At 35.1% G+C, this 18,982-nt stretch carries 27 protein-coding genes and 1 pseudogene; 21 read left to right on the top strand and 7 right to left on the bottom strand.

Annotated elements, in window-relative coordinates:
- Positions 1-111 precede the first annotated feature (111 nt).
- The gene (locus CN288_RS05540; RefSeq protein ID WP_026590519.1) at positions 112-411 is read left to right on the top strand and encodes a hypothetical protein; all 300 of its coding nucleotides are present in this window, start codon (positions 112-114) and stop codon (positions 409-411) included.
- Between the two features lie 12 nt (positions 412-423).
- Positions 424-609, top strand: a complete 186-nt coding sequence (locus tag CN288_RS05535; protein ID WP_090693431.1) for a hypothetical protein — start codon at positions 424-426, stop codon at positions 607-609.
- Between the two features lie 71 nt (positions 610-680).
- Here the strand turns inward: CN288_RS05535 and CN288_RS05530 are convergent, their stop codons facing one another.
- Positions 681-1,265, bottom strand: a complete 585-nt coding sequence (locus CN288_RS05530; protein ID WP_098301911.1) for an SCO family protein — start codon at positions 1,263-1,265, stop codon at positions 681-683.
- Between the two features lie 158 nt (positions 1,266-1,423).
- On the opposite strand from CN288_RS05530, the gene CN288_RS05525 reads away from it, so the two are divergent.
- Positions 1,424-2,686 (top strand): M48 family metallopeptidase, encoded by a 1,263-nt coding sequence (locus CN288_RS05525; protein ID WP_026590516.1) that lies wholly within the window; start codon positions 1,424-1,426, stop codon positions 2,684-2,686.
- Positions 2,687-2,779: 93 nt separating this feature from the next.
- Here the strand turns inward: CN288_RS05525 and CN288_RS05520 are convergent, their stop codons facing one another.
- The 3 genes from CN288_RS05520 to CN288_RS05510 are packed head-to-tail and all read right to left on the bottom strand — an operon-like array spanning position 2,780 to position 4,120.
- Positions 2,780-3,307: a permease gene (locus CN288_RS05520; protein ID WP_139265588.1), complete on the bottom strand. Its 528-nt coding sequence runs from the start codon at positions 3,305-3,307 to the stop codon at positions 2,780-2,782.
- The gene (locus tag CN288_RS05515; RefSeq protein ID WP_026590509.1) at positions 3,304-3,786 is read right to left on the bottom strand and encodes a hypothetical protein; all 483 of its coding nucleotides are present in this window, start codon (positions 3,784-3,786) and stop codon (positions 3,304-3,306) included. Before CN288_RS05515 ends, CN288_RS05520 begins: the two co-directional genes overlap by 4 nt.
- Complete coding sequence (locus CN288_RS05510; protein ID WP_026590508.1) at positions 3,779-4,120, bottom strand: PadR family transcriptional regulator; 342 nt, start codon at positions 4,118-4,120, stop codon at positions 3,779-3,781. Before CN288_RS05510 ends, CN288_RS05515 begins: the two co-directional genes overlap by 8 nt.
- A gap of 501 nt (positions 4,121-4,621) precedes the next feature.
- Here CN288_RS05510 and CN288_RS05505 point away from each other — a divergent pair.
- The 5 genes and pseudogenes from CN288_RS05505 to CN288_RS05480 form a co-directional block, all read left to right on the top strand.
- Positions 4,622-5,554 (top strand): DMT family transporter, encoded by a 933-nt coding sequence (locus tag CN288_RS05505; protein WP_026590507.1) that lies wholly within the window; start codon positions 4,622-4,624, stop codon positions 5,552-5,554.
- A gap of 260 nt (positions 5,555-5,814) precedes the next feature.
- The gene (gene aceB / locus CN288_RS05500) at positions 5,815-7,404 is read left to right on the top strand and encodes a malate synthase A (protein WP_026590506.1); all 1,590 of its coding nucleotides are present in this window, start codon (positions 5,815-5,817) and stop codon (positions 7,402-7,404) included.
- 22 nt (positions 7,405-7,426) lie between these two features.
- A complete protein-coding gene (aceA, locus tag CN288_RS05495; protein ID WP_026590505.1) occupies positions 7,427-8,704 on the top strand; it encodes an isocitrate lyase in 1,278 nt (425 codons plus the stop codon).
- 375 nt (positions 8,705-9,079) lie between these two features.
- The gene (locus tag CN288_RS05490; protein WP_003195857.1) at positions 9,080-9,283 is read left to right on the top strand and encodes a cold-shock protein; all 204 of its coding nucleotides are present in this window, start codon (positions 9,080-9,082) and stop codon (positions 9,281-9,283) included.
- A 963-nt stretch (positions 9,284-10,246) separates the two neighbouring features.
- Positions 10,247-10,441, top strand: a pseudogene (locus CN288_RS05480) (competence protein ComK); the annotation flags it as partial.
- 45 nt (positions 10,442-10,486) lie between these two features.
- Here the strand turns inward: CN288_RS05480 and CN288_RS05475 are convergent.
- The 3 genes from CN288_RS05475 to CN288_RS05465 are packed head-to-tail and all read right to left on the bottom strand — an operon-like array spanning position 10,487 to position 12,827.
- A complete protein-coding gene (locus CN288_RS05475) occupies positions 10,487-11,932 on the bottom strand; it encodes a recombinase family protein (protein ID WP_098301909.1) in 1,446 nt (481 codons plus the stop codon).
- Between the two features lie 30 nt (positions 11,933-11,962).
- A complete protein-coding gene (locus CN288_RS05470) occupies positions 11,963-12,418 on the bottom strand; it encodes an ImmA/IrrE family metallo-endopeptidase (RefSeq protein WP_098301908.1) in 456 nt (151 codons plus the stop codon).
- A 16-nt stretch (positions 12,419-12,434) separates the two neighbouring features.
- The gene (locus tag CN288_RS05465) at positions 12,435-12,827 is read right to left on the bottom strand and encodes a helix-turn-helix domain-containing protein (RefSeq protein WP_098301907.1); all 393 of its coding nucleotides are present in this window, start codon (positions 12,825-12,827) and stop codon (positions 12,435-12,437) included.
- Between the two features lie 173 nt (positions 12,828-13,000).
- Here CN288_RS05465 and CN288_RS05460 point away from each other — a divergent pair, with 173 nt between their 5' ends.
- The 13 genes from CN288_RS05460 to CN288_RS05400 all read left to right on the top strand — a co-directional run bounded on the left by CN288_RS05460 (position 13,001) and on the right by CN288_RS05400 (position 18,951).
- The gene (locus tag CN288_RS05460; RefSeq protein ID WP_098301906.1) at positions 13,001-13,252 is read left to right on the top strand and encodes a helix-turn-helix domain-containing protein; all 252 of its coding nucleotides are present in this window, start codon (positions 13,001-13,003) and stop codon (positions 13,250-13,252) included.
- Between the two features lie 16 nt (positions 13,253-13,268).
- Complete coding sequence (locus CN288_RS28645; RefSeq protein WP_176527647.1) at positions 13,269-13,424, top strand: DUF6906 family protein; 156 nt, start codon at positions 13,269-13,271, stop codon at positions 13,422-13,424.
- A gap of 15 nt (positions 13,425-13,439) precedes the next feature.
- Entirely contained in the window at positions 13,440-14,204 is a 765-nt protein-coding gene (locus CN288_RS05455) for an ORF6C domain-containing protein (RefSeq protein WP_098301905.1), read from the top strand.
- 8 nt (positions 14,205-14,212) lie between these two features.
- Complete coding sequence (locus CN288_RS05450) at positions 14,213-14,398, top strand: hypothetical protein (protein ID WP_141527924.1); 186 nt, start codon at positions 14,213-14,215, stop codon at positions 14,396-14,398.
- Entirely contained in the window at positions 14,377-14,571 is a 195-nt protein-coding gene (locus tag CN288_RS05445; protein ID WP_098301903.1) for a hypothetical protein, read from the top strand. Before CN288_RS05450 ends, CN288_RS05445 begins: the two co-directional genes overlap by 22 nt.
- Before the next feature lie 26 nt (positions 14,572-14,597).
- Positions 14,598-15,017 carry a replication terminator protein gene (locus CN288_RS05440; protein ID WP_098301902.1) on the top strand — a complete coding sequence of 140 codons (420 nt, stop codon included), beginning with the start codon at positions 14,598-14,600 and terminating at the stop codon, positions 15,015-15,017.
- An 18-nt stretch (positions 15,018-15,035) separates the two neighbouring features.
- Positions 15,036-15,749, top strand: a complete 714-nt coding sequence (locus CN288_RS05435) for a hypothetical protein (RefSeq protein ID WP_098301901.1) — start codon at positions 15,036-15,038, stop codon at positions 15,747-15,749.
- A gap of 147 nt (positions 15,750-15,896) precedes the next feature.
- The gene (locus CN288_RS05425; protein WP_098301899.1) at positions 15,897-16,235 is read left to right on the top strand and encodes a hypothetical protein; all 339 of its coding nucleotides are present in this window, start codon (positions 15,897-15,899) and stop codon (positions 16,233-16,235) included.
- A gap of 87 nt (positions 16,236-16,322) precedes the next feature.
- Positions 16,323-17,228 (top strand): DnaD domain protein, encoded by a 906-nt coding sequence (locus CN288_RS05420; RefSeq protein WP_098301898.1) that lies wholly within the window; start codon positions 16,323-16,325, stop codon positions 17,226-17,228.
- An 11-nt stretch (positions 17,229-17,239) separates the two neighbouring features.
- Positions 17,240-17,704 carry a hypothetical protein gene (locus CN288_RS05415; RefSeq protein WP_098301897.1) on the top strand — a complete coding sequence of 155 codons (465 nt, stop codon included), beginning with the start codon at positions 17,240-17,242 and terminating at the stop codon, positions 17,702-17,704.
- Positions 17,701-18,141 (top strand): hypothetical protein, encoded by a 441-nt coding sequence (locus CN288_RS05410; RefSeq protein ID WP_098301896.1) that lies wholly within the window; start codon positions 17,701-17,703, stop codon positions 18,139-18,141. The genes CN288_RS05415 and CN288_RS05410 overlap by 4 nt, the downstream gene beginning before the upstream one ends.
- A gap of 107 nt (positions 18,142-18,248) precedes the next feature.
- Positions 18,249-18,407 (top strand): Fur-regulated basic protein FbpA, encoded by a 159-nt coding sequence (gene fbpA, locus CN288_RS05405; RefSeq protein WP_098301895.1) that lies wholly within the window; start codon positions 18,249-18,251, stop codon positions 18,405-18,407.
- Positions 18,379-18,951 carry a dUTP diphosphatase gene (locus CN288_RS05400; protein WP_098301894.1) on the top strand — a complete coding sequence of 191 codons (573 nt, stop codon included), beginning with the start codon at positions 18,379-18,381 and terminating at the stop codon, positions 18,949-18,951. The genes fbpA and CN288_RS05400 overlap by 29 nt, the downstream gene beginning before the upstream one ends.
- The last annotated feature ends 31 nt before the right edge of the window (positions 18,952-18,982 follow it).

Below are 18,982 nucleotides of genomic sequence, written 5' to 3'. Positions count from 1 at the left end.
AAAGTGATGCCTCCTTTCTTAGAACGGAGAGAGCATCCGTCCATGCATAGGAGTAATTTATATGCTGGAAAATCAAACAAGATTTATATAGAAAGGAATGAATATGATTCTATGAATGAAACGATTCGATCAAATAAATTGTTTTATGTGATCATGGTGAGTTTAATTGTGATTACGACAGTGAATGTAGGGTTTCGCTGGGAGGAAGCATACTTTTTTGTCTATTTAGCACTTCATCTTCTAGGCCTACTATGCATTGGGGGCGGAATTGTAGTTGAGAAAAGAAGTGAAGATGGAATTAATTATATATGCGTGCTTGGTCTTATAATACTTCTAGCTGTACAAGGAATTATGAAATATAGCTCCATTTCTTTTCGGGACTTAAATTTTTTCATTAATATTTTTCAATAAGGATGTTGAGTTATGTTGTCGAAAAAACAAGTTGGCTATGCAGTTGTTTTACTTGGATTTATCTTAATTATTGTAGGGAAAGTGTATGTAAACGATTATGAATATGGGAAATATCTAAGTGGTTTCGGCCTTATTTGTTGGATTGGGAGTGCATTTCTTATTCCAACATATGAGCCGAAGAAACATACAGAGAGATAGTATTTAATTTTTGCAGCATAGTTTATATAGAATAATATGTGTGAAAAACCTCTTCGAATGATGAAGAGGTTTTATAATGCATTTTTAATTTTCTCAAGTACTTTGTTACTGTTAAACCCACGTTCTCCCATACCAAACACTTCAATTAAACGATCATTTTCATCGAGTAGATAGGAGTTAGAAGTATGAATATAGAGTCCGCTTCCGGGATCGCGGTACTGAAAGTTAAATGTGTCTGCTAGTTTTTTTGTTTCATCTTCATCACCACGTAGTAAGTGCCATCCTTTTGTTTTTTTCATTTCAAATGTATTGGAATATGTAGTTAATACTTCTTTTGTGTCGAACTTAGGATCAATGGTAATTGTTATAAATTCAACCTTTGTTCCAAACAGTTTCTCTTTCTCTAATTTGTCTCGTAAATGTTTCATTTTGTATGTAGTAACAGGACAAATATCAGGGCATTTTGTGTATATAAATTCTACAAGTTTAAGCTTTTTTGGTAATTGATCAAAAGATAGCGTTGTACCATTTACATCCTCCATAACGATTCCACTTGGTATTTCAGCAGAAGCTTTACGATAATCTGTAAAATAGTAAATTCCAATTCCAATTACGATGACTAAACTTAATGTAAACGTAATATAAATTTTTTTCATTTTTCCCTCTCCCTTCCAGTTTTATTTTATAAGAAAAATCCGAAAATTCATGAGGAGGGATTGAAAATTGCATGACAATTCGATGTATTAGCTTGTTCTATTTTAGAAGGAACGAACTTACAATAATAAGAGACAGGCAGCATAGAGGAGGAGATACCGTGAAGAAGGTTGTGAAGTGGTCACTTTTTTTGTACGTTGGTTTTGCATTATTTATATATTGGTATTTATTTGGATGGAATCATGAAATTATTCCAGACATGTATAAAGGAACGAGTGCTGATCCACAGACATTTATGGACGCAAAGGAACTTACATTAAGCCAAGATTATTCGCGTGTGAAAAATTTACTCTTTTTTTTAGCAACGCCTCTTGAATGGATTATTTTATTGTTCGTCCTTGTTTTAGGTATATCAAATCGCTTTGAAAAATGGTCAAAAGAAACGACGAAAGTACGAGTTATTCAAGTTGCTATCTATCTCTTTTATTTATCATTGCTTACAACCGCTCTTGCATTACCTCTGCAATGGATGGGGCATCAAATCTCAATTGATTACGGTATTTCAACGCAATCCACAGCGAGCTGGATAAAAGATCATGTGATTGATTTTTGGGTAAATTATATTATGATGTTTCTCGTCGTCTCTGTCCTTTTAGGGCTGATTCATAAATTTCCGAAGCGGTGGTGGTTAGCGGGATGGGCGTTATCTGTACCATTTACAATTTTTTTAACATTTGTACAGCCCGTTGTAATTGATCCGTTATACAATGATTTTTCCACATTACAAAATAAAGAGTTAGAGGAGAAAATTTTATCACTCGCTGATCAGGCAGACATTCCAGCCAATCATGTATATGAAGTGAACATGTCTGAAAAAACGAACGCGTTAAACGCATATGTAACAGGCATTGGATTGAATTCTCGAATTGTATTGTGGAATACAACGCTCCAGCAGTTAAAAGATAAAGAGATTTTATTTATTATGGCGCATGAAATGGGACATTACGTGATGAAACATATATATTGGGGTGTGGCGAGTTATATTGTGTTGACGTTTGTAGGGATGTATTTAATTAGCCGTATTATCAATATGTGCCTCAGAAAATGGGGTGATACATTGCGCCTATCAAGGATGGCGTGTTTATCGATTATCCCATTATTTTTTCTTATTTCCTCTGTGTTATCTTTTGCAGTAAGCCCACTATCAAACTATGTATCACGTATAGAAGAACGGGCGGCAGATCAGTATGCTTTAGATATGACAAAGGATGGAAAGGCCGGTGTGAAGACGTTCCAGTATTTATCGAAAACAAGTTTAAGTCAAGTGAATCCACCGGCGTTAGTGAAGTTTTTCTTGTATACACATCCGCCAATTTTTGAAAGAATTCATGCGTTTGAACAGTATGAGAAAGAAAGAAAATGAGGAGCAGCGGGGACGCTGCTCCTTTATAAAGTTTTTTTTGATCAAACTCAAAAGGGGCTAGGATGGGAGAATTAAAAAATCGTTCCTCAAGATCTATATTTCTTTTGTTATATCATATTTCAACAATTGTCGTTGGTCATAAAACTTCTCATAAATAATACCCATTAAATAGAAAAATAATAGACCAAAACAAATGTGAATGAGTGTAAATTTAGCTCCAAATGAAGCAAATTCATACACCATAACTGGTAACTTTGCAGTTGTCCAAACTCCTAGAAAAAATACAATGTATCGTATGCTCGCTCCTTTTTTTAATAAAAGCGCTGCGATTGGAAAAGCAACATAGAGGGGACCGGCTGCAATTCCTCCTAATAATAGGGAAAACAAGATGCCATAGATACCAGATTTTTTCCCCATATATTTAATTAATGTTTCTTTCTTCACCCACTGGTCAAGCAACCCTACGAATATTAAAACAGGGGGCAGTAGAAAAAGCATATCTAAAATGCTTTTTCCTGTTAATTGAAATGCACTCCATCCGAGCGATTGGTTTATAAAAGTCAATATAGTGAGCCCGAGTAGTAAAATGAAAAAGAAACGATATCTTCTTAATTCATTCATCCCATCACCACCCAAATAATATACGAGAATAGGAGAGACATTAACAATGCAGATGCATTACGAGAATAAGCAAAACTTCGTCCAAATATTTTTTGTTCCATCGGTAAAGTTGTGATTCCTACTGACATTAATGTAGACATTAATGCCGCAACTTGAGGAAGTCCCGCACCATTTTGGACTAATGTATTTCCAAGAGGAAACACAATAAAGCTTGGAATGAGTGCAACGGAGCCAATTATTGCTGAATAAATAATACCGATGAACCCAGATTTTTCTCCGATGATAGAAGAAATGAAGGAAGGTGTTAATATAGATAGTGATAGTCCAACGAAAAGCATAATTGATAGCATGGAAGGTATTAGATTACGAAACATTTTCCATGACTTTAATAGAGCCTCTTTTGTTTTACTTCGATCCTTTACAAAAGAAATACTGACAAGAATAATGGCTAAAGAGTAAAGGAGAGCGCCATTAATCATGATTCGATTCTTTCCAGTCTTTATATTTGTCTAAGAAAAATGATAAGTTTTTAATTTTTTCTTCAATATCTATTTGAAAATCGTCTAATTTTTCTTTTCCAACTGTAGTAATTTTGTACATTTTTATCGGCTTATCTTGATCAGATGTATCCAAATAAGACTCAACAGCACCTTCTACCTCTAATTTTTTGAGTGTACGATATATGATGGCACTATCAATTGGATTGATGGGAAGCTCTTCCTCACATTTCTGCAGAAGTTTCCCTCCATAACTATCTCCCTCTGTTAAAAACAGCAAAAGAAATGCACCTGTATGTCTTCCTGTGTGTTTCATAAAACATCTAACCTCCTTAATGAAATGTTAAAAATAGTTTTGTTATCATAACAGCAATACACTGTTAATAACATTATACTGTCGTTAACAGTAACATGTTACTGACAGTTTAACTTTAATCTAACTTCATGTCAATTCTAAATCTACAACAGGCTCTGTCCATGTGCTGTAGACGCCTTATGCTGCACGAAATAATAGAGAAAAGAACTTTTTTGTTTGCAGGACCGTAATGTATATATTAGAAAATCAAAATAGATTGTTAGAAAAAAGTATCTTCATGTAAAATATGGTAAAATATAAAGGTAGCTATAACAGGGAAAACGAGTATTTCTATTATTTCCATTGTTGCTTTATTTGGCAAAATGATATTGTATATGGTAAGAGGAATACGTATTGTCAATGCTACTTCATAAGAAACGACTTACGTGTAGGTTTAAAATTTAGAAGATTATGAAATTCCGCATGTGAATGTGTGTTTCAGATTAATGGGGGTTGTTTTTATTGTTTCAAAAAAGTGCTACAAATGTACTATTTCAAACAAAATCATTACCAGCAATAAAAATGATAGTATCAATGTCTATTTTCGGTTCCATCGGATTTTTCTCAGTGAAAACAAATTTACCTTCATTTGAATTGGTGTTTGTTCGTTGCATTTGTGCCACGATCTTCTTAACATTATGCTGGATTGCGACAGGTCAATTTAAAGAAGAAAAGTGGAATAAAAAAGAAGTGCTGCAAATACTAGCTTGCGGTGTATTTCTTGTTTTTAACTGGGTATTCTTATTTAAAGCTTTTGAAGTTATGTCAGTGACGATTGCCATTTCTGTATATCATCTTGCGCCCATTATCGTATTAATGATTGGGAGTGTTGTGTTTAAGGAAAGATTAACAGTACTGTCTATTATTTCAATTTTGATTTGTTTTGTAGGCACTGTGTTAGTCGCGGGTATAGATGGAAGTGTATCTATAGAAAAGCTGATGTCTTCAGGGATGGTTTGGGCACTTCTTGCGGCATTATTTTATGCATTTACCACCTTGTTAGGGAAAGGGATTAAACAAACCAGTGCGTATGCGATGACATTTTTACAAACTTTTTTAGGGATATTTCTATTACTACCATTTGTAGACTTTGGAGCGTTTCAAGGGTTAACAGAGAGTAACTGGATTGCGATTACCGCAACAGGACTGATCCATACTGGTTTTGTTTACTATTTATTCTTTGATAGCTTACGAGATTTACCAACAAGACTCATTTCTGTATTAGTCTTTTTGGATCCGGGTGTAGCAATTCTATTAGACACAGTATTTACAGGATTTCGCCCGACTATCATGCAGACAGTAGGGATTATCCTCATTTTTGCTGGAATGGTACTTACTTTTCAAAAATCCAAAACAAAGACAGTAGTATTAGAAGAAAGTGAAAGTAAAGCATAATCAACAAAATGATCGTGATTGTTATATAACAATCACGATCGTTTTGTTTTAGTAAAGGGTAACAGATGAGAGCTTTAAATATGCCGCAAAATACGATGATACCTCATTTACTAGTAAGAAAAGTGCGGGTTTTGAATAGATGGATGTTATGGAAAAAAGGATAAATTTTCGAAAAAGGAAGATTTTTTTGAAAATTTGTTATATAATATAAAACATAAAATCAAATCTGTTATAAAACAGTTGGAGAGGGAGATGCTAATATGTCGACGCAAACTTCACGGGTTACACTCGCTCTAGAAGTATTACCGGCGTATGGAGAAATTTTGACACCGGAAGCGCTCACTTTTTTGAAAGAGCTGCATGAGAATTTTAATACACGCCGTAAAGAGTTGTTACAAAAACGTGTGGAAAAACAAAAAAGGATTGATGCAGGGGAGTTTCCAAGTTTTTTACCAGAAACAGCACATATACGTGCTGGAGATTGGACGATTGCTCCGCTTCCAAAAGATTTAGAAGATCGTCGTGTGGAGATTACAGGTCCAGTAGATCGTAAGATGGTGATTAATGCTTTAAATTCGGGTGCACATCTCTTTATGGCAGACTTTGAAGATTCTAATTCGCCAACGTGGCATAATGCGATGGATGGTCAAATTAATTTAAGAGATGCAGTGAAGGGAACGATTTCATATAAGAATCCTAGTGGTAAGGAATATCGTTTAGGTGATAAAACCGCTGTCCTTATTGTGCGTCCGCGAGGCTGGCATTTAGAAGAAAAACATATGCTAGTTGATGGAGAAAAGATGTCAGGTAGTCTTGTTGACTTTGGTTTGTACTTTTTCCATAATGCAAAAACGTTATTAGAAAAAGGAAGCGGGCCATATTTTTACTTACCGAAAATGGAGAGCTATTTAGAAGCACGATTGTGGAATGATGTGTTTATTTTTGCGCAGAAATATATTGGGATTCCAAATGGAACAATTAAAGCAACAGTTTTATTAGAAACAATCCACGCTTCTTTTGAAATGGATGAAATTTTATATGAACTCCGTGATCACTCAGCGGGGCTTAATTGCGGGCGATGGGATTATATTTTTAGTTTCTTAAAAAGCTTTCGTAATCATAATGAATTTCTACTTCCAGATAGGGCGCAAGTTACGATGACGGCTCCGTTTATGCGTGCGTATTCTTTAAAAGTAATTCAAACGTGCCATCGCCGGAATGCACCAGCAATTGGCGGCATGGCAGCACAAATTCCGATTAAAAATAATCCGGAAGCAAATGAGGTTGCTTTTGAAAAGGTTCGCATGGATAAAGAACGTGAGGCTTTAGACGGCCATGATGGGACTTGGGTTGCCCATCCGGGACTTGTACCGGTTGCGATGGAAGTGTTTAATCACGTTATGAAAACGCCGAATCAAATTTTTAGAAAACGTGAAGAAATTTATGTAACAGAAAAGGATTTGTTAGAAGTACCAGTGGGAACGATTACAGAAGAAGGGCTTCGTATGAATATTAGCGTCGGTATTCAATATATTGCATCTTGGTTAAGCGGCCGCGGGGCAGCACCGATTTATAATTTAATGGAAGATGCAGCAACGGCAGAAATTTCAAGGGCGCAAGTGTGGCAATGGATTCGTCATGAAGGCGGAAAGCTAAATGACGGACGAAAGATTACATTTGCTTTAGTGGAAGAGTTCAAGGCGGAAGAACTAACGAAAATAGAACAGGAGATTGGCAAAGAGGCATTTGAGAAAGGTAGATTCGTAGAAGCAACAAAGCTTTTTACTAATTTGGTGCGTAATGATGAATTTGAAACATTTTTAACATTACCGGGTTATGAAATTTTATAAAAAAGAAAAGGGGATGGAAGAGATGACAAACGAAAGAGTACAAAAATTACAAGAAAGCTGGGAGTTAAACGAACGTTGGAAAGGGGTAACGCGTCCATATTCTGCTGAGGATGTAATTCGTCTTCGCGGGTCAATTGATATTGAACATACATTAGCACACCGCGGGGCGGAGAAACTTTGGCAATCGCTTCATACAGAAGACTATATTAATGCGCTCGGTGCGTTAACAGGAAACCAAGCGATGCAGCAGGTGAAAGCAGGATTAAAAGCAATTTATTTAAGCGGTTGGCAAGTGGCAGCGGATGCCAATTTATCCGGGCACATGTATCCAGACCAAAGTTTATATCCAGCGAACAGTGTACCAGCTGTTGTAAAACGGATTAATCAAACGCTGCAACGTGCGGATCAAATTCAGCATATGGAAGGTAGCGGTGATACAGATTATTTTGTACCGATCGTGGCAGATGCTGAAGCGGGATTTGGCGGGCAATTAAACGTGTTTGAATTAATGAAAGGTATGATTGAGGCAGGTGCATCCGGCGTGCACTTTGAAGACCAGTTATCTTCAGAAAAGAAATGCGGACATTTAGGCGGAAAAGTATTACTACCAACGCAAACAGCGGTGCGTAATTTAATTTCTGCTAGACTTGCTGCGGATGTAATGGGTGTGCCGACAATTATTGTAGCAAGAACAGATGCAGACGCTGCTGATTTAATTACGAGTGATATTGATCCAGTTGATCAAGAATTTATTACAGGCGAAAGAACACCAGAAGGCTTCTACCGTACAAAAGCAGGACTTGATCAAGCAATTGCGCGCGGTTTAGCGTATGCGCCATATGCAGATCTTGTTTGGTGTGAAACATCTGAACCGAATTTAGAAGATGCGAAGCGTTTTGCAGAAGCGATTCATGAGAAATATCCAGGGAAATTACTAGCATATAACTGCTCACCATCTTTTAACTGGAAACAAAAACTAGATGAAAAAACAATTGCAACCTTCCAAAAAGAAATTGCTTCATACGGATACAAGTTCCAATTCGTAACACTAGCAGGATTCCATGCGCTAAACTACGGTATGTTTGAACTCGCACGTGGTTATAAAGAGCGCGGCATGGCAGCATATTCTGAACTGCAACAAGCAGAGTTTGCGGCAGAAGAGCACGGTTACTCTGCAACGCGCCATCAACGTGAAGTTGGAACGGGTTACTTTGATGAAGTAGCGCAAGTGATTACAGGCGGAACATCTTCCACAACAGCGCTGAAAGGATCTACAGAAGAGGCGCAGTTTACGAAATAAGTGTGAAAGCGGATGTCCTTTAAGGGCACCTGCTTTTATTTTTGATGTATATTAAGGGCTGAAAGTTGTTTATCAGCGATGGAGTAAGAAAGTTTCACTTTATATGAAGTAAAACTTATGATAATTGTTTCATTCATGAGGGATACCAAAAATTAGAAAAAATATTCCTGAAAAATATTGTACATTCTATTTTAAGTATGCTATGATGAATCTAGTTGAATAACTAAATCAAGCAATCCATATATTATCAAGTGCTGAAAACGAACGAGAAAAAGTATGTGAGAACTGTTTTATGTTTCGTATTTGATAATGTGTGGATTCTTTTTTTATGTATGAAAACTAAAAAAATTTCTATTTTCTTAGGAGGAAATAATTATGACAGTAACAGGACAAGTAAAATGGTTTAACAATGAAAAAGGTTTCGGTTTCATCGAAGTTCCAGGCGGAAACGACGTATTCGTTCACTTCTCTGCAATCACAACTGAAGGTTTCAAATCTTTAGAAGAAGGCGAAAAAGTTAGCTTCGAAATCGAAGATGGCAACCGCGGACCTCAAGCTAAAAACGTTGTAAAACTATAATTTTATAGTATGTGATAAGAAAGAAGCTGTCCCAAAAGGTCGTTTTGAATGACCTTTTGGAGACAGCTTCTTCTTTTTTATATGGATAAAAAATACTTCGTGTGGGAGAAATTCTGTTGATTTCCTGCTAGCCTTCTTGTTTCATATCCCGAGACATGGGACATAGAAACGTAGTAAATTTGCTTTCTAATTTCTTAACTTTCCCACGTTTGTGCCTTCACTATATGATTAAAATGTTTAAAAAAGGGAGTTTTATATATGTTATTACCGGGATATGAATGCTGTGTGGAATGTGTCGGATAAACTGGATGTAGCGGGTAATGGTGAGAAGTAGAAGCTGGTGGAGAATATTGAAAGTAAATCGGTTTTATATGATAGGTATAAGAAACGGGAAAGCTGCTATATCCAGGGTGATATATCAAATGAGGAGTATGCATTCTATTCCAAACTATATTCATTTATGATTCTCCTTAATATGAAATTTGTAGGTAGAATATTTATCATTTTAACCGAGAAGCCTTTCTACCCTAAACGGAGTGAAGGTGGGGGAGTTCAATGATTAATAAGTGCTGTTTTATATGAATTAAAAGCAACAATTACACACACCTTTTCATGTTTACAATATGAAATATACGAAAAAAGGTGCATGAAATGAATGTAAGTATACATATCGAATACATAATTTATGAAAGTATGTATGTTGAACGAATCATACACTTTCTATGTTACAAATATTTCAAAAAGGAAAAAGTTTATTTTTCTATAACGATACATCTTTTATGGTAGAGAAATATGAAGATTTCATATAGATATTTATATGAAGGAATATTATGAAACTTTAAAGTTTTATAAGAAAATGTAAAATATTTGAAAATGTAAACAGTTTTGTTTTTTTAAGTGCTACAATTATCCATGCAGCTGCTGTTATAAATTGTAAAAAAATGATGAAGGAGAGAGTGTAGGATGGGGGAACAAGCAGAACGCTATGTTGAAAGTTATGTCGTAAACAAGAATACTATGGCCTTACTTCCGATTATTTTAGGTGAAAAACGTATTGTAACGCGAGTGGTTGAAGTAGAAGACTCTTTTTTCATGTTTCAAAAGCCTCTTGATATTGTAGAGCGGAGTTGCCGTAAGAACGGATCTAGTTTTTTAGGCTAAAACCTCTGATAACACATAAATAGAGTTTAATCAACTATACCATCAATTAAACTCTGTTTCTACAATTTTTAATTCATAGGCGTACCATTGATCGCTTCTTTCAACAACTATTTTTTTAAGTATGATTTGCATAAACATTTTCTTTTCTTCGTCATTTAAATTGCTCCAATTCAGCTTGATATCCTTTAGAATGCTTTTTAGTTCTTCAGTGTTGAGTTTTTTATTTTCAGCTGGTTTTAATTTGTACAATGCTTCTGTTAGTGACTTTTCTCTTTCGTTTTCTTCTTGCATAAGTTCGGTAAACTCTTCATCTTTTAAGTGATCATTTGCCCAAGCGTATTGCCACTTTTTACGTCGTTTTTCTATGACTTTTAATTCGTTTTTAATCTGCGTTATTTCATCTTCTATATTACTATTTCCAATTGTAACTTCTTCATCACTTATTTCCTCTGTTGCGTCAACGTAGAAAGAGAGGATATGTGGAATTATTATTTTTTCAAGCTTTCGTTCAGACATACTTCCCATATTACAAACATTTAATCTTCGACCTCTACAGAAGTAATGTTTATATTTAGTGACAGTTCCATCTTGTTTTTTTGCTTTTACGTAGTTACCGACGAGCGGGCCACCACACCGTGGGCATTTTATAATACCAGAAAAAATGTAACTGCCATATTGACTACGTGGGTGTGAGTCACGTCTAGATTCTCTTAACTTTTGCACATTATCAAATATTTCTTGTTCTATAATTGTTGGTACGGAATCCGGAACTTCAAAGTAATGCTCTGTTTCCTTTCTCCATCGTAAAGTACCGATGTATAGTGGATTTTCTAGAATATACATTATGGCTTTTTCATTCCAATAATCACGTCCAGGAGTTCCAAGGGTATTTAACTTTTTACTAATTCGCATTGCACTATAACCTTTTAAGTAATCATTAAAAATAGAACGTACAACTTTCGCTTCCTCTTCGATAATCTTCAAAGTTCCTTTTTTATGATCTACGCTATATCCATAAGGCTTCCTGCCAGATGTATATTTACCTTGTCTTACTTTTTCTTGTTGACCTACTCGAACTCGTTCTCCAATGTTTTCTCGTTCCCATTGGGCAAGTGCGGCAATTATAGTGATAAATAACCTACCTATTGCTGTAGTTGTATCATAAACTTCTGTTGCACTTTTAAATTTACAATCATGCTTTTCAAAAACATCCAGTAGTGTATATAAATCTAACACTGAACGAGTAAGGCGATCTAGGCGATAAACTAAAACGCAATCAATTAATCCTTTTTCGATATGTTCTATCATACGTTTTAATTCTGGGCGATTAGTATTTTTAGCAGATATCCCTTCATCTACATAATATCCAACAACATCCCAATCTTGAGCATCGCAATATGATTTAAGTTTTTTCTTTTGAGCAGAAATGGAGTAACCTTCCAATGCTTGTTCTTCTGTTGAAACACGGGCATAGATTGCGCATCTCATTCTTTATTCCCCCAATTCATTTAGGTGAGTCTAGAGCTTAATAACATCTAAAGGTTCGAATGTTATTAGGTAGTTTCGCCATCTTATTTGTTTTCCGTATTTTTGAAAATAGTACCCAATAGATGCCTCTAAAAATTCTTGTGTCACATCAAGGAATTCGGCGATTTCATAATAAGTATTACAATGAGCCTGTTTTGCTGCCACTAATTTTGCAAAAGGAATAACATTTTTATATCCCCAATTTCTCGCTTTTTGTTCTTGTTTTCTATTTTCAATGCTTTTTTGATCAATAATATTGCCGTAGGATGTATAATGGTGCCCTATTTCTTCGGCGAGAATGCAGTGTTTTTCATTTTCCTTAAGACTTGAATCGATTAAGATTCTTCCATCATAATACAACCCCTTAAAACCATGAGATAATTCTGTTTCTTTTACTTGGACTTCATTTTCGTATTTACACAGTAGCCTTTCGTACGATGTATACATTTGTTACCACCTTTCATCACTTATCGAATTGATCTCTGAATATAAAATCAATGTAATTTAATACATCTTTCATTTTATCGTCAGTAATATCTTTTCCTTCTAAGTGAGCGGCTATGGTTTTGAGATTTTTATTTTCGTTTTCCGTATGAGGAATCCCGATAATTTTTCCATCCTGGACAATTTGACCAGGTTCTATAATTCCTACAAGTTCATCGAATGGAATAGAATACATAATAGCAATATTTCTTCCAACCTGAATTTTTGGTTCAGCTAAGTCGTTCTCCCACCTTGATACCATGCTTTTACTAATGCTTGCATTAAAGTTCTTATTATATTTTTTTATAAAGTCATCAATAGTTAATTTGTTTTTTAATCTGTATTTTTTCAATCTACTACCTAATGATTCCATTTTATCGCCCCCTTTTTAGATACATCTAAATTTTATAAGAAAAGTTCCGATTTTGCAACATTTTGTGTTGGAAAATTTCCTTTCCAGGAACTTTTTTATTGACATCTAAAATATTGGGTGATAAATTTAAGTCACAAAGTTCCTTTTTAGGAACACGGGAGAGGTGAAATACTATGACTAAAGTGGTTAGAAATCATAAGCCATATTTTCGATTTAAGGCATTTTTAGCTGAAAATAGCATTCAGCAAAGTGAAATTGCAGAATTATTGGGAAAGAGTGTTTCTGCTGTAAATCAAAATATCAACGGAACTGGCGGGAACTTTTCTATCCCTGAAATTGTAACGATATGCAGACATTATGGTATAAGTGGTGATTATTATTTTTTTGGATTCGATGTTCCTATAAAGGAACTTAAGGTTATTTGATAAGGAGAGATTGAAAATGAAAAACGGTAAGAAACCAACCAAGCGGGAGAAGAATCAAATTAAGTTATACAATTTAAACCCTGATAATTGGTTGATTTTTAAGAAAGTAAATGAGGAATTACATTTAGTGCATCGTTATACGAATGCTATTCGTGTAATTCGGAACATATAGTTAGGAGGGAACAACATGGATCAATTAACTGTAGTAAACGAACAATCAGTACATAGCGAATTAGTATTTGAAGTTAATGGAGAAGTTGTAACAGATAGCTTGATGATTGCAGACATGTTCGGAAAAGAGCATAACAATGTATTGAAGGATATTCGTAAACAAATTGAATATGCGGGGGAAGAATTCGGACAGGTAAATTTTCACCAGTCCTCTTATATGAATTCGCAAAACAAGATAATGCCTAAATACAAGCTTACAGAAGAAGCTTTTACATTAGTTGCAATGGGCTACAACACAAAAGAAGCGGTACAAATGAAAATTAAGTTTATCCAAGAGTTCAAACGTATGAAAGAGTACATTCAAAAACAGCAACAAATCTCTACAGATCCAATGAGTGTTTTAAAACTGACATTTCAAGTATTAGAAGGACAGAAACAAGAACTTCAAGATATTAAATCAGAGGTAAAAGACTTGAGAGACAATGCACCGTTATTTGCCATTGAATGTGATGAAATTTCAAATTCTGTAAGACGTTGCGGAGTTGTGCTACTTGGAGGTAAACATACCAATGCTTATCAAGATGTTGGATTAAGGAAGAAAGTATATAGTGACATTTACAGCCAATTACACCGTGAATTTGGAGTGAAAAGTTATAAGGCTATTAAGCGATTTCATTTAGAGAGAGCATCAGAAATAATCAGTGAATATGCATTACCAATTGTGTTAAGCGAAGAAATTGCAGCTGTTAACTCACAAATGAATTTTTCAGAAGTTCAATAGGAGGAAACATGATGGAGGCAAATCTTAAAGAAGTAGTGGCTAATACAGAAGTCAAAGAGGCGATTCGTAAAGGACCGAGTCCCGAAGCTATTAAACTTCTAAAGGCGTTTTTAATGAGGACTTCTGTGCCTAGAATAGCAGCTCAACGAATTCGAGAAAGAGAGGAAGTAACATGCGAGAACAAAAATATTTAGTAATTCATCATAATGGCTTTGGTGCTGCTAATGTTTATGAATTCGAAACAACAGATGGAGTAAAAGAAAAAGTAACGCAATTAATTGAGAACGGTGAAAGTCCTGGTTCTATCCGTGTCACAAAAGAAATCCCAGTAAACATTCAGGTTAAAGTGGATGTCGACTTTTTATAAAACAAGTTCAATAGGAGGAAATAAACATGATTGATCTAAACACATTTGCTGATGGAGCGCTTGCTGAAAGATTTCATCAAGAGTTTGAGCATGTAATGGAAAATATGGCGGATTTGAATACTGATCCGAAAAAAGCAAGAAAGATTGTTTTAACACTTTCGTTTGCTGGAGATAAGAAACGTGATGTATGGAATTGCCAGGTTCAAGCAACTTCGAAACTAGCACCAACAGAAGCGGTAGAGTCTAAGATTCTATTAGATATGGACCAAAACGGAAATTTAGTAGGGCAAGAATTAGCTTCCGGAGCCAAAGGACAATTCTACATGGATTTACAAGGTGATGTGAAAACAGATGTTGGACAATCGGTAGAAGAAGTGGAAGAGCAAAACAAAGCTGTAGAAAAGCAAACGGTAGTAATCGATTATTTAAAAACGAAATCAAATTAAGAAATGGGGAAATGAAAAATGACTATGACAAGAGAAGCAATTGAAAAGGTATTAGAGATTGGAACGATTGAAACACATAAAATCGGTGAACAGACATATTCAACACAACGATTACATCTTGTGCAAGAACCAACACCTGCAGAAATTGTTGTACGTAGTTTATCTGGTTTAGTAGGTTACGTAAAATCAGAATTTGACACAACTGAACCTGTAATGATTCATATTGTAAATCCAACAACGGTAAGTTGCTTTACTGCGGTTAATGGAGATAAGGCTAGAAGTACATATATCCAAGCGCAAGCATCTACTCCACGTTTTAATTTTGGAAGCTTTTATGACAGAGAAGAATTTAATATTGCATTGCAATCAGGATTTGTACAAAACAGTCATCGAGACATCGTTTTACAGGTAGTAGGTACCGTCGTAGAAGAAGGTGTAAAGGAAATTGGAGATGACGGTGTATCACAAGCTGTAACTGTGAAAACAGGAGTTGCTAGTAGAGGGAATGCGAAAGTACCAAATCCAGTTCAATTAAGTCCATATAGAACATTTGTTGAAGTTGAACAACCAGAAAGTAAATTTGTCTTTAGAATGCGTGAAGGCGCTCGTTGCGGCTTGTTTGAGGCTGATGGTGGTGCTTGGAAGTTAGAAGCGATGAATAACATTAAAGAATACTTAAATAACGTATTAGTGCAAGAAATAGAGTCTAAAAAGGTATTCATTTTAGCCTAATGGATGTTACAACGATAGAAAGTACAAAAAATGTTTGTATCTTTGGTATAGGGTTTGCGGTATTTATGTATGGACTATATAAAGGTGGTACTTTCATTGAGCGAAAGTTTGATGAAAGTGATCGCCTAGAAAGAGAGGTGTTAAACAGTGGGAACAAAAAACAGAGTTCTTCCAGAGCATCTGGAAAAAGCTATGGAATTAGAAGAGGAGCGTAGAGAATGTTTACAGAATCAACAACTTCTATATAAGCAAATGAAGCAGGCAAATCGAAACGGTGACAAGAACGCTTATTTTGAACTACATGCATTATATCAAAAGCAAATCAGAAGAGATTTAGAAAGGTCAAAAGAATTATCAGCTATGTACTTTAAGAAAATAAAAAATGATTCCTCTGAGGAAAGAAAAAAAATTTTAGATGTAGCGGATCGTTTAGAAGAAGCAGGAGGAAGGCAAGAAGTTGTGGATAGTATTAGGCGAAATGCATAAAGAAAGAACCCGATGCAACGGGTCCTGTAAGAAAAAACATAACAAATCAATTATAGCACCAATTCAAGAGTTTGTGAGGTAGGTATTATGGGGATTGTAAGAGTAGCAAAGAACACAAATTATTCTGTTGTAAATAATACCGGTTTAAGAGATGAAAGGCTTTCTTGGAAAGCGAAAGGCATTTTAGCGTATATACTCACACTGCCGGATGATTGGGTGTTCTATAGAGAAGAGTTAGCTACACATGCAAAAGATGGTATTGATAGTTTGAGAAGTGGCATGAAGGAATTAAAAGAATATGGATATTTAAAGCGCCTTCCAATTAGAAATGAAAACAATAAGATTGTCAGTTGGGAAACGGTAATTCATGAAGTTCCGCAAGTGGAGCCATTGGCGGATTTTCCACCAGTGGAAGAGCCACCAGTGGAAAATCCACCGGTGGAAAACCCTCCGGTGGAAAATCCCACACTACTAAGTACTAATATACTAAGTACTAATAAACTAAATACTAATATACAAAATACTAATCATCATAATGATAATAACGATAAATCATCACATGAGTTAATCAACGGAAATTTTAAAATCAGTTACAACTTCTTGTTAGAAAAAGGAATTCCATTAAGTGAGATTGCTATAGCTGAATTAGGTAAGTATTGCGACATATTTAGTAGTGAAGTAATTAAACATGCTATCAATAAAGCGATTGATGAAAATGTTCCGAAGTGGCGGTATATCCTAAGGATTTTAGATAACTGGAAACAAAGCAATGTAAAAACATTGAATGATGTAGCGGCATTAGATGCACGGTTTGAACGTAGCAAGAATAAAAGACGGACTAACAATAATTATGGTGGTCGAACAGAAGTAGTTCCGAAATGGTTACAACAACAAAAGAATGAAAATCTTGTAGAGTCCCCAAAGTCTAATAGTAATTCGATAGATGAAGAGCGGAAGAGATTACAAGCTGAATTACAGAAATATAAGTCTTAGGAGATGTTTACATGCTAGATATTTTTGATGTAGGTAATTGGTGTGATGTGTGCGGAAAAGAAATAAAAGGTACTGAAATACGTACTATGCACATTGAAGGATGCGAAAAAACACTTTGCAGTAAATGTAATGGTGAAATGGAGCAAAGTGTAAAAGTAGTAAACTTTCATGTACTGCAGGATGCCATGAAAGAACTTATAAATTTATTTGGTAGAGATAAGGTACAGCAATTTGATTTAACTGCAGCTGGACAGTTTATAAAAGAAAATAAAATCGCAATGCAAGTAGAAAAGCGTGGTGGCAAGTTTAACCAGGAGAGGTTAGGAGAATTCGTTTCTCTTTCTACAGCGGAATTAATCACTATAATTACATTTCTAAAAAGAAAGATTAATAGCCATTTATGGATGAATGCCGTAATAGGAGCAATTTTAGATCAGCAGATAGTTATTACATTAGAAGGGGAGAAAGGCGAATGAATTTACAAATTGGTAAAAGTAATACAAAGGTTGCGGTTGGTCATTGGGTTGTTTGTGAAACAGAGGATGATCCATTAATTACACAAGTTGAAAGAATTATTAAAGATACAATCAACAACAAAGTGGAGTTATGGGGACATTGGCATAGTGAGGGTTCAATTGAAGGTGAATGGGGTTGCAATCATATCGATAAATGCCGTCTTGCTACAGCGATAGAAATTGATGATGAAGGTTGGCGCCAGGTGTTCAAGCGTAAAGGAAGAAAGCCAGGGCAATTTGAACCAGGGGATTTTGTGTCAAATGACGTTTATGCACTCACAGTTTTATACCAAACAGGAGATGTTGTTACAGCTGGTGTTATTAATTCAAACCAAACATATGACATTAAAGCAGAAGATTTACAGCCGTTATTTTTCAAAGAGGATATAGCAGGTTAAGTTATGAAACTAATAATTTTAATATTCGGTTTATTGTTAATCATGATTGTGTTTCGGACGTTAGATAAATTGGATCATAAGCGTAAAAATAACAGCTCGGAGGATTAATGGATTTAAAAGAATGGATTATAGAACAATTAATTAGTAATCATCGTATTTACAAAATGGAGGACGGCAGACAGTTATACGAGCTGTCTGCCAAAGAACTCCAAGAACTGTTAAAAAGGGAGCGGAACAATGATGGAACTACACAGAATTACAGATGAAGAACTACATACAAAGTTTAATTTACGTGAATTATTTGCTATGCAAAAAGAATTAGATAAACGCATTGATTATCGTGGAGAAGATCGTATTGAATTAAAGTTTTATTCATTAAACGTAGAAATTAATGAAGCTTGGAATGAAACAAAATCATTCAAGTATTGGAGTGCAAAATTTAAAACGCCAGATAAAAATAAACTTCTGGGTGAATTAGTAGACGGATTACATTTCCTTTTATCTATAGTACTAGACATTAATGCTTCTGCACGAGGATCACATAATTATATTGGATGTTTCAACTATGCGAAGATGCACAGCAGACATATTTATAGTATCAATCGTTTATTCGAAATGTGGAGCAAGATAGTATTTAAAGCGAAAAAGCAATGGGTAGTATATCGGATTTTCCCTGTATCAGAAATACGACAAATGTTCGGTGTTTTCTTCCGCATCTGTTATTTATACGGCTTTACATACAAGGACATTGTACAAACGTATAAGGAAAAGAATGCAGAGAACTTTAAACGCCAGGATAACGGATATTAATCAAATTTGAATTTTATAAGAAAGTGAGATG

Origin of the sequence: Bacillus sp. AFS023182 (genome assembly GCF_002560575.1) — a bacterium.
Lineage (GTDB): Bacteria > Bacillota > Bacilli > Bacillales > Bacillaceae_G > Bacillus_A > Bacillus_A arachidis.
Note: the sequence above shows the minus strand (reverse complement) of the source record. Positions and strands in the feature narration are given on the sequence as shown.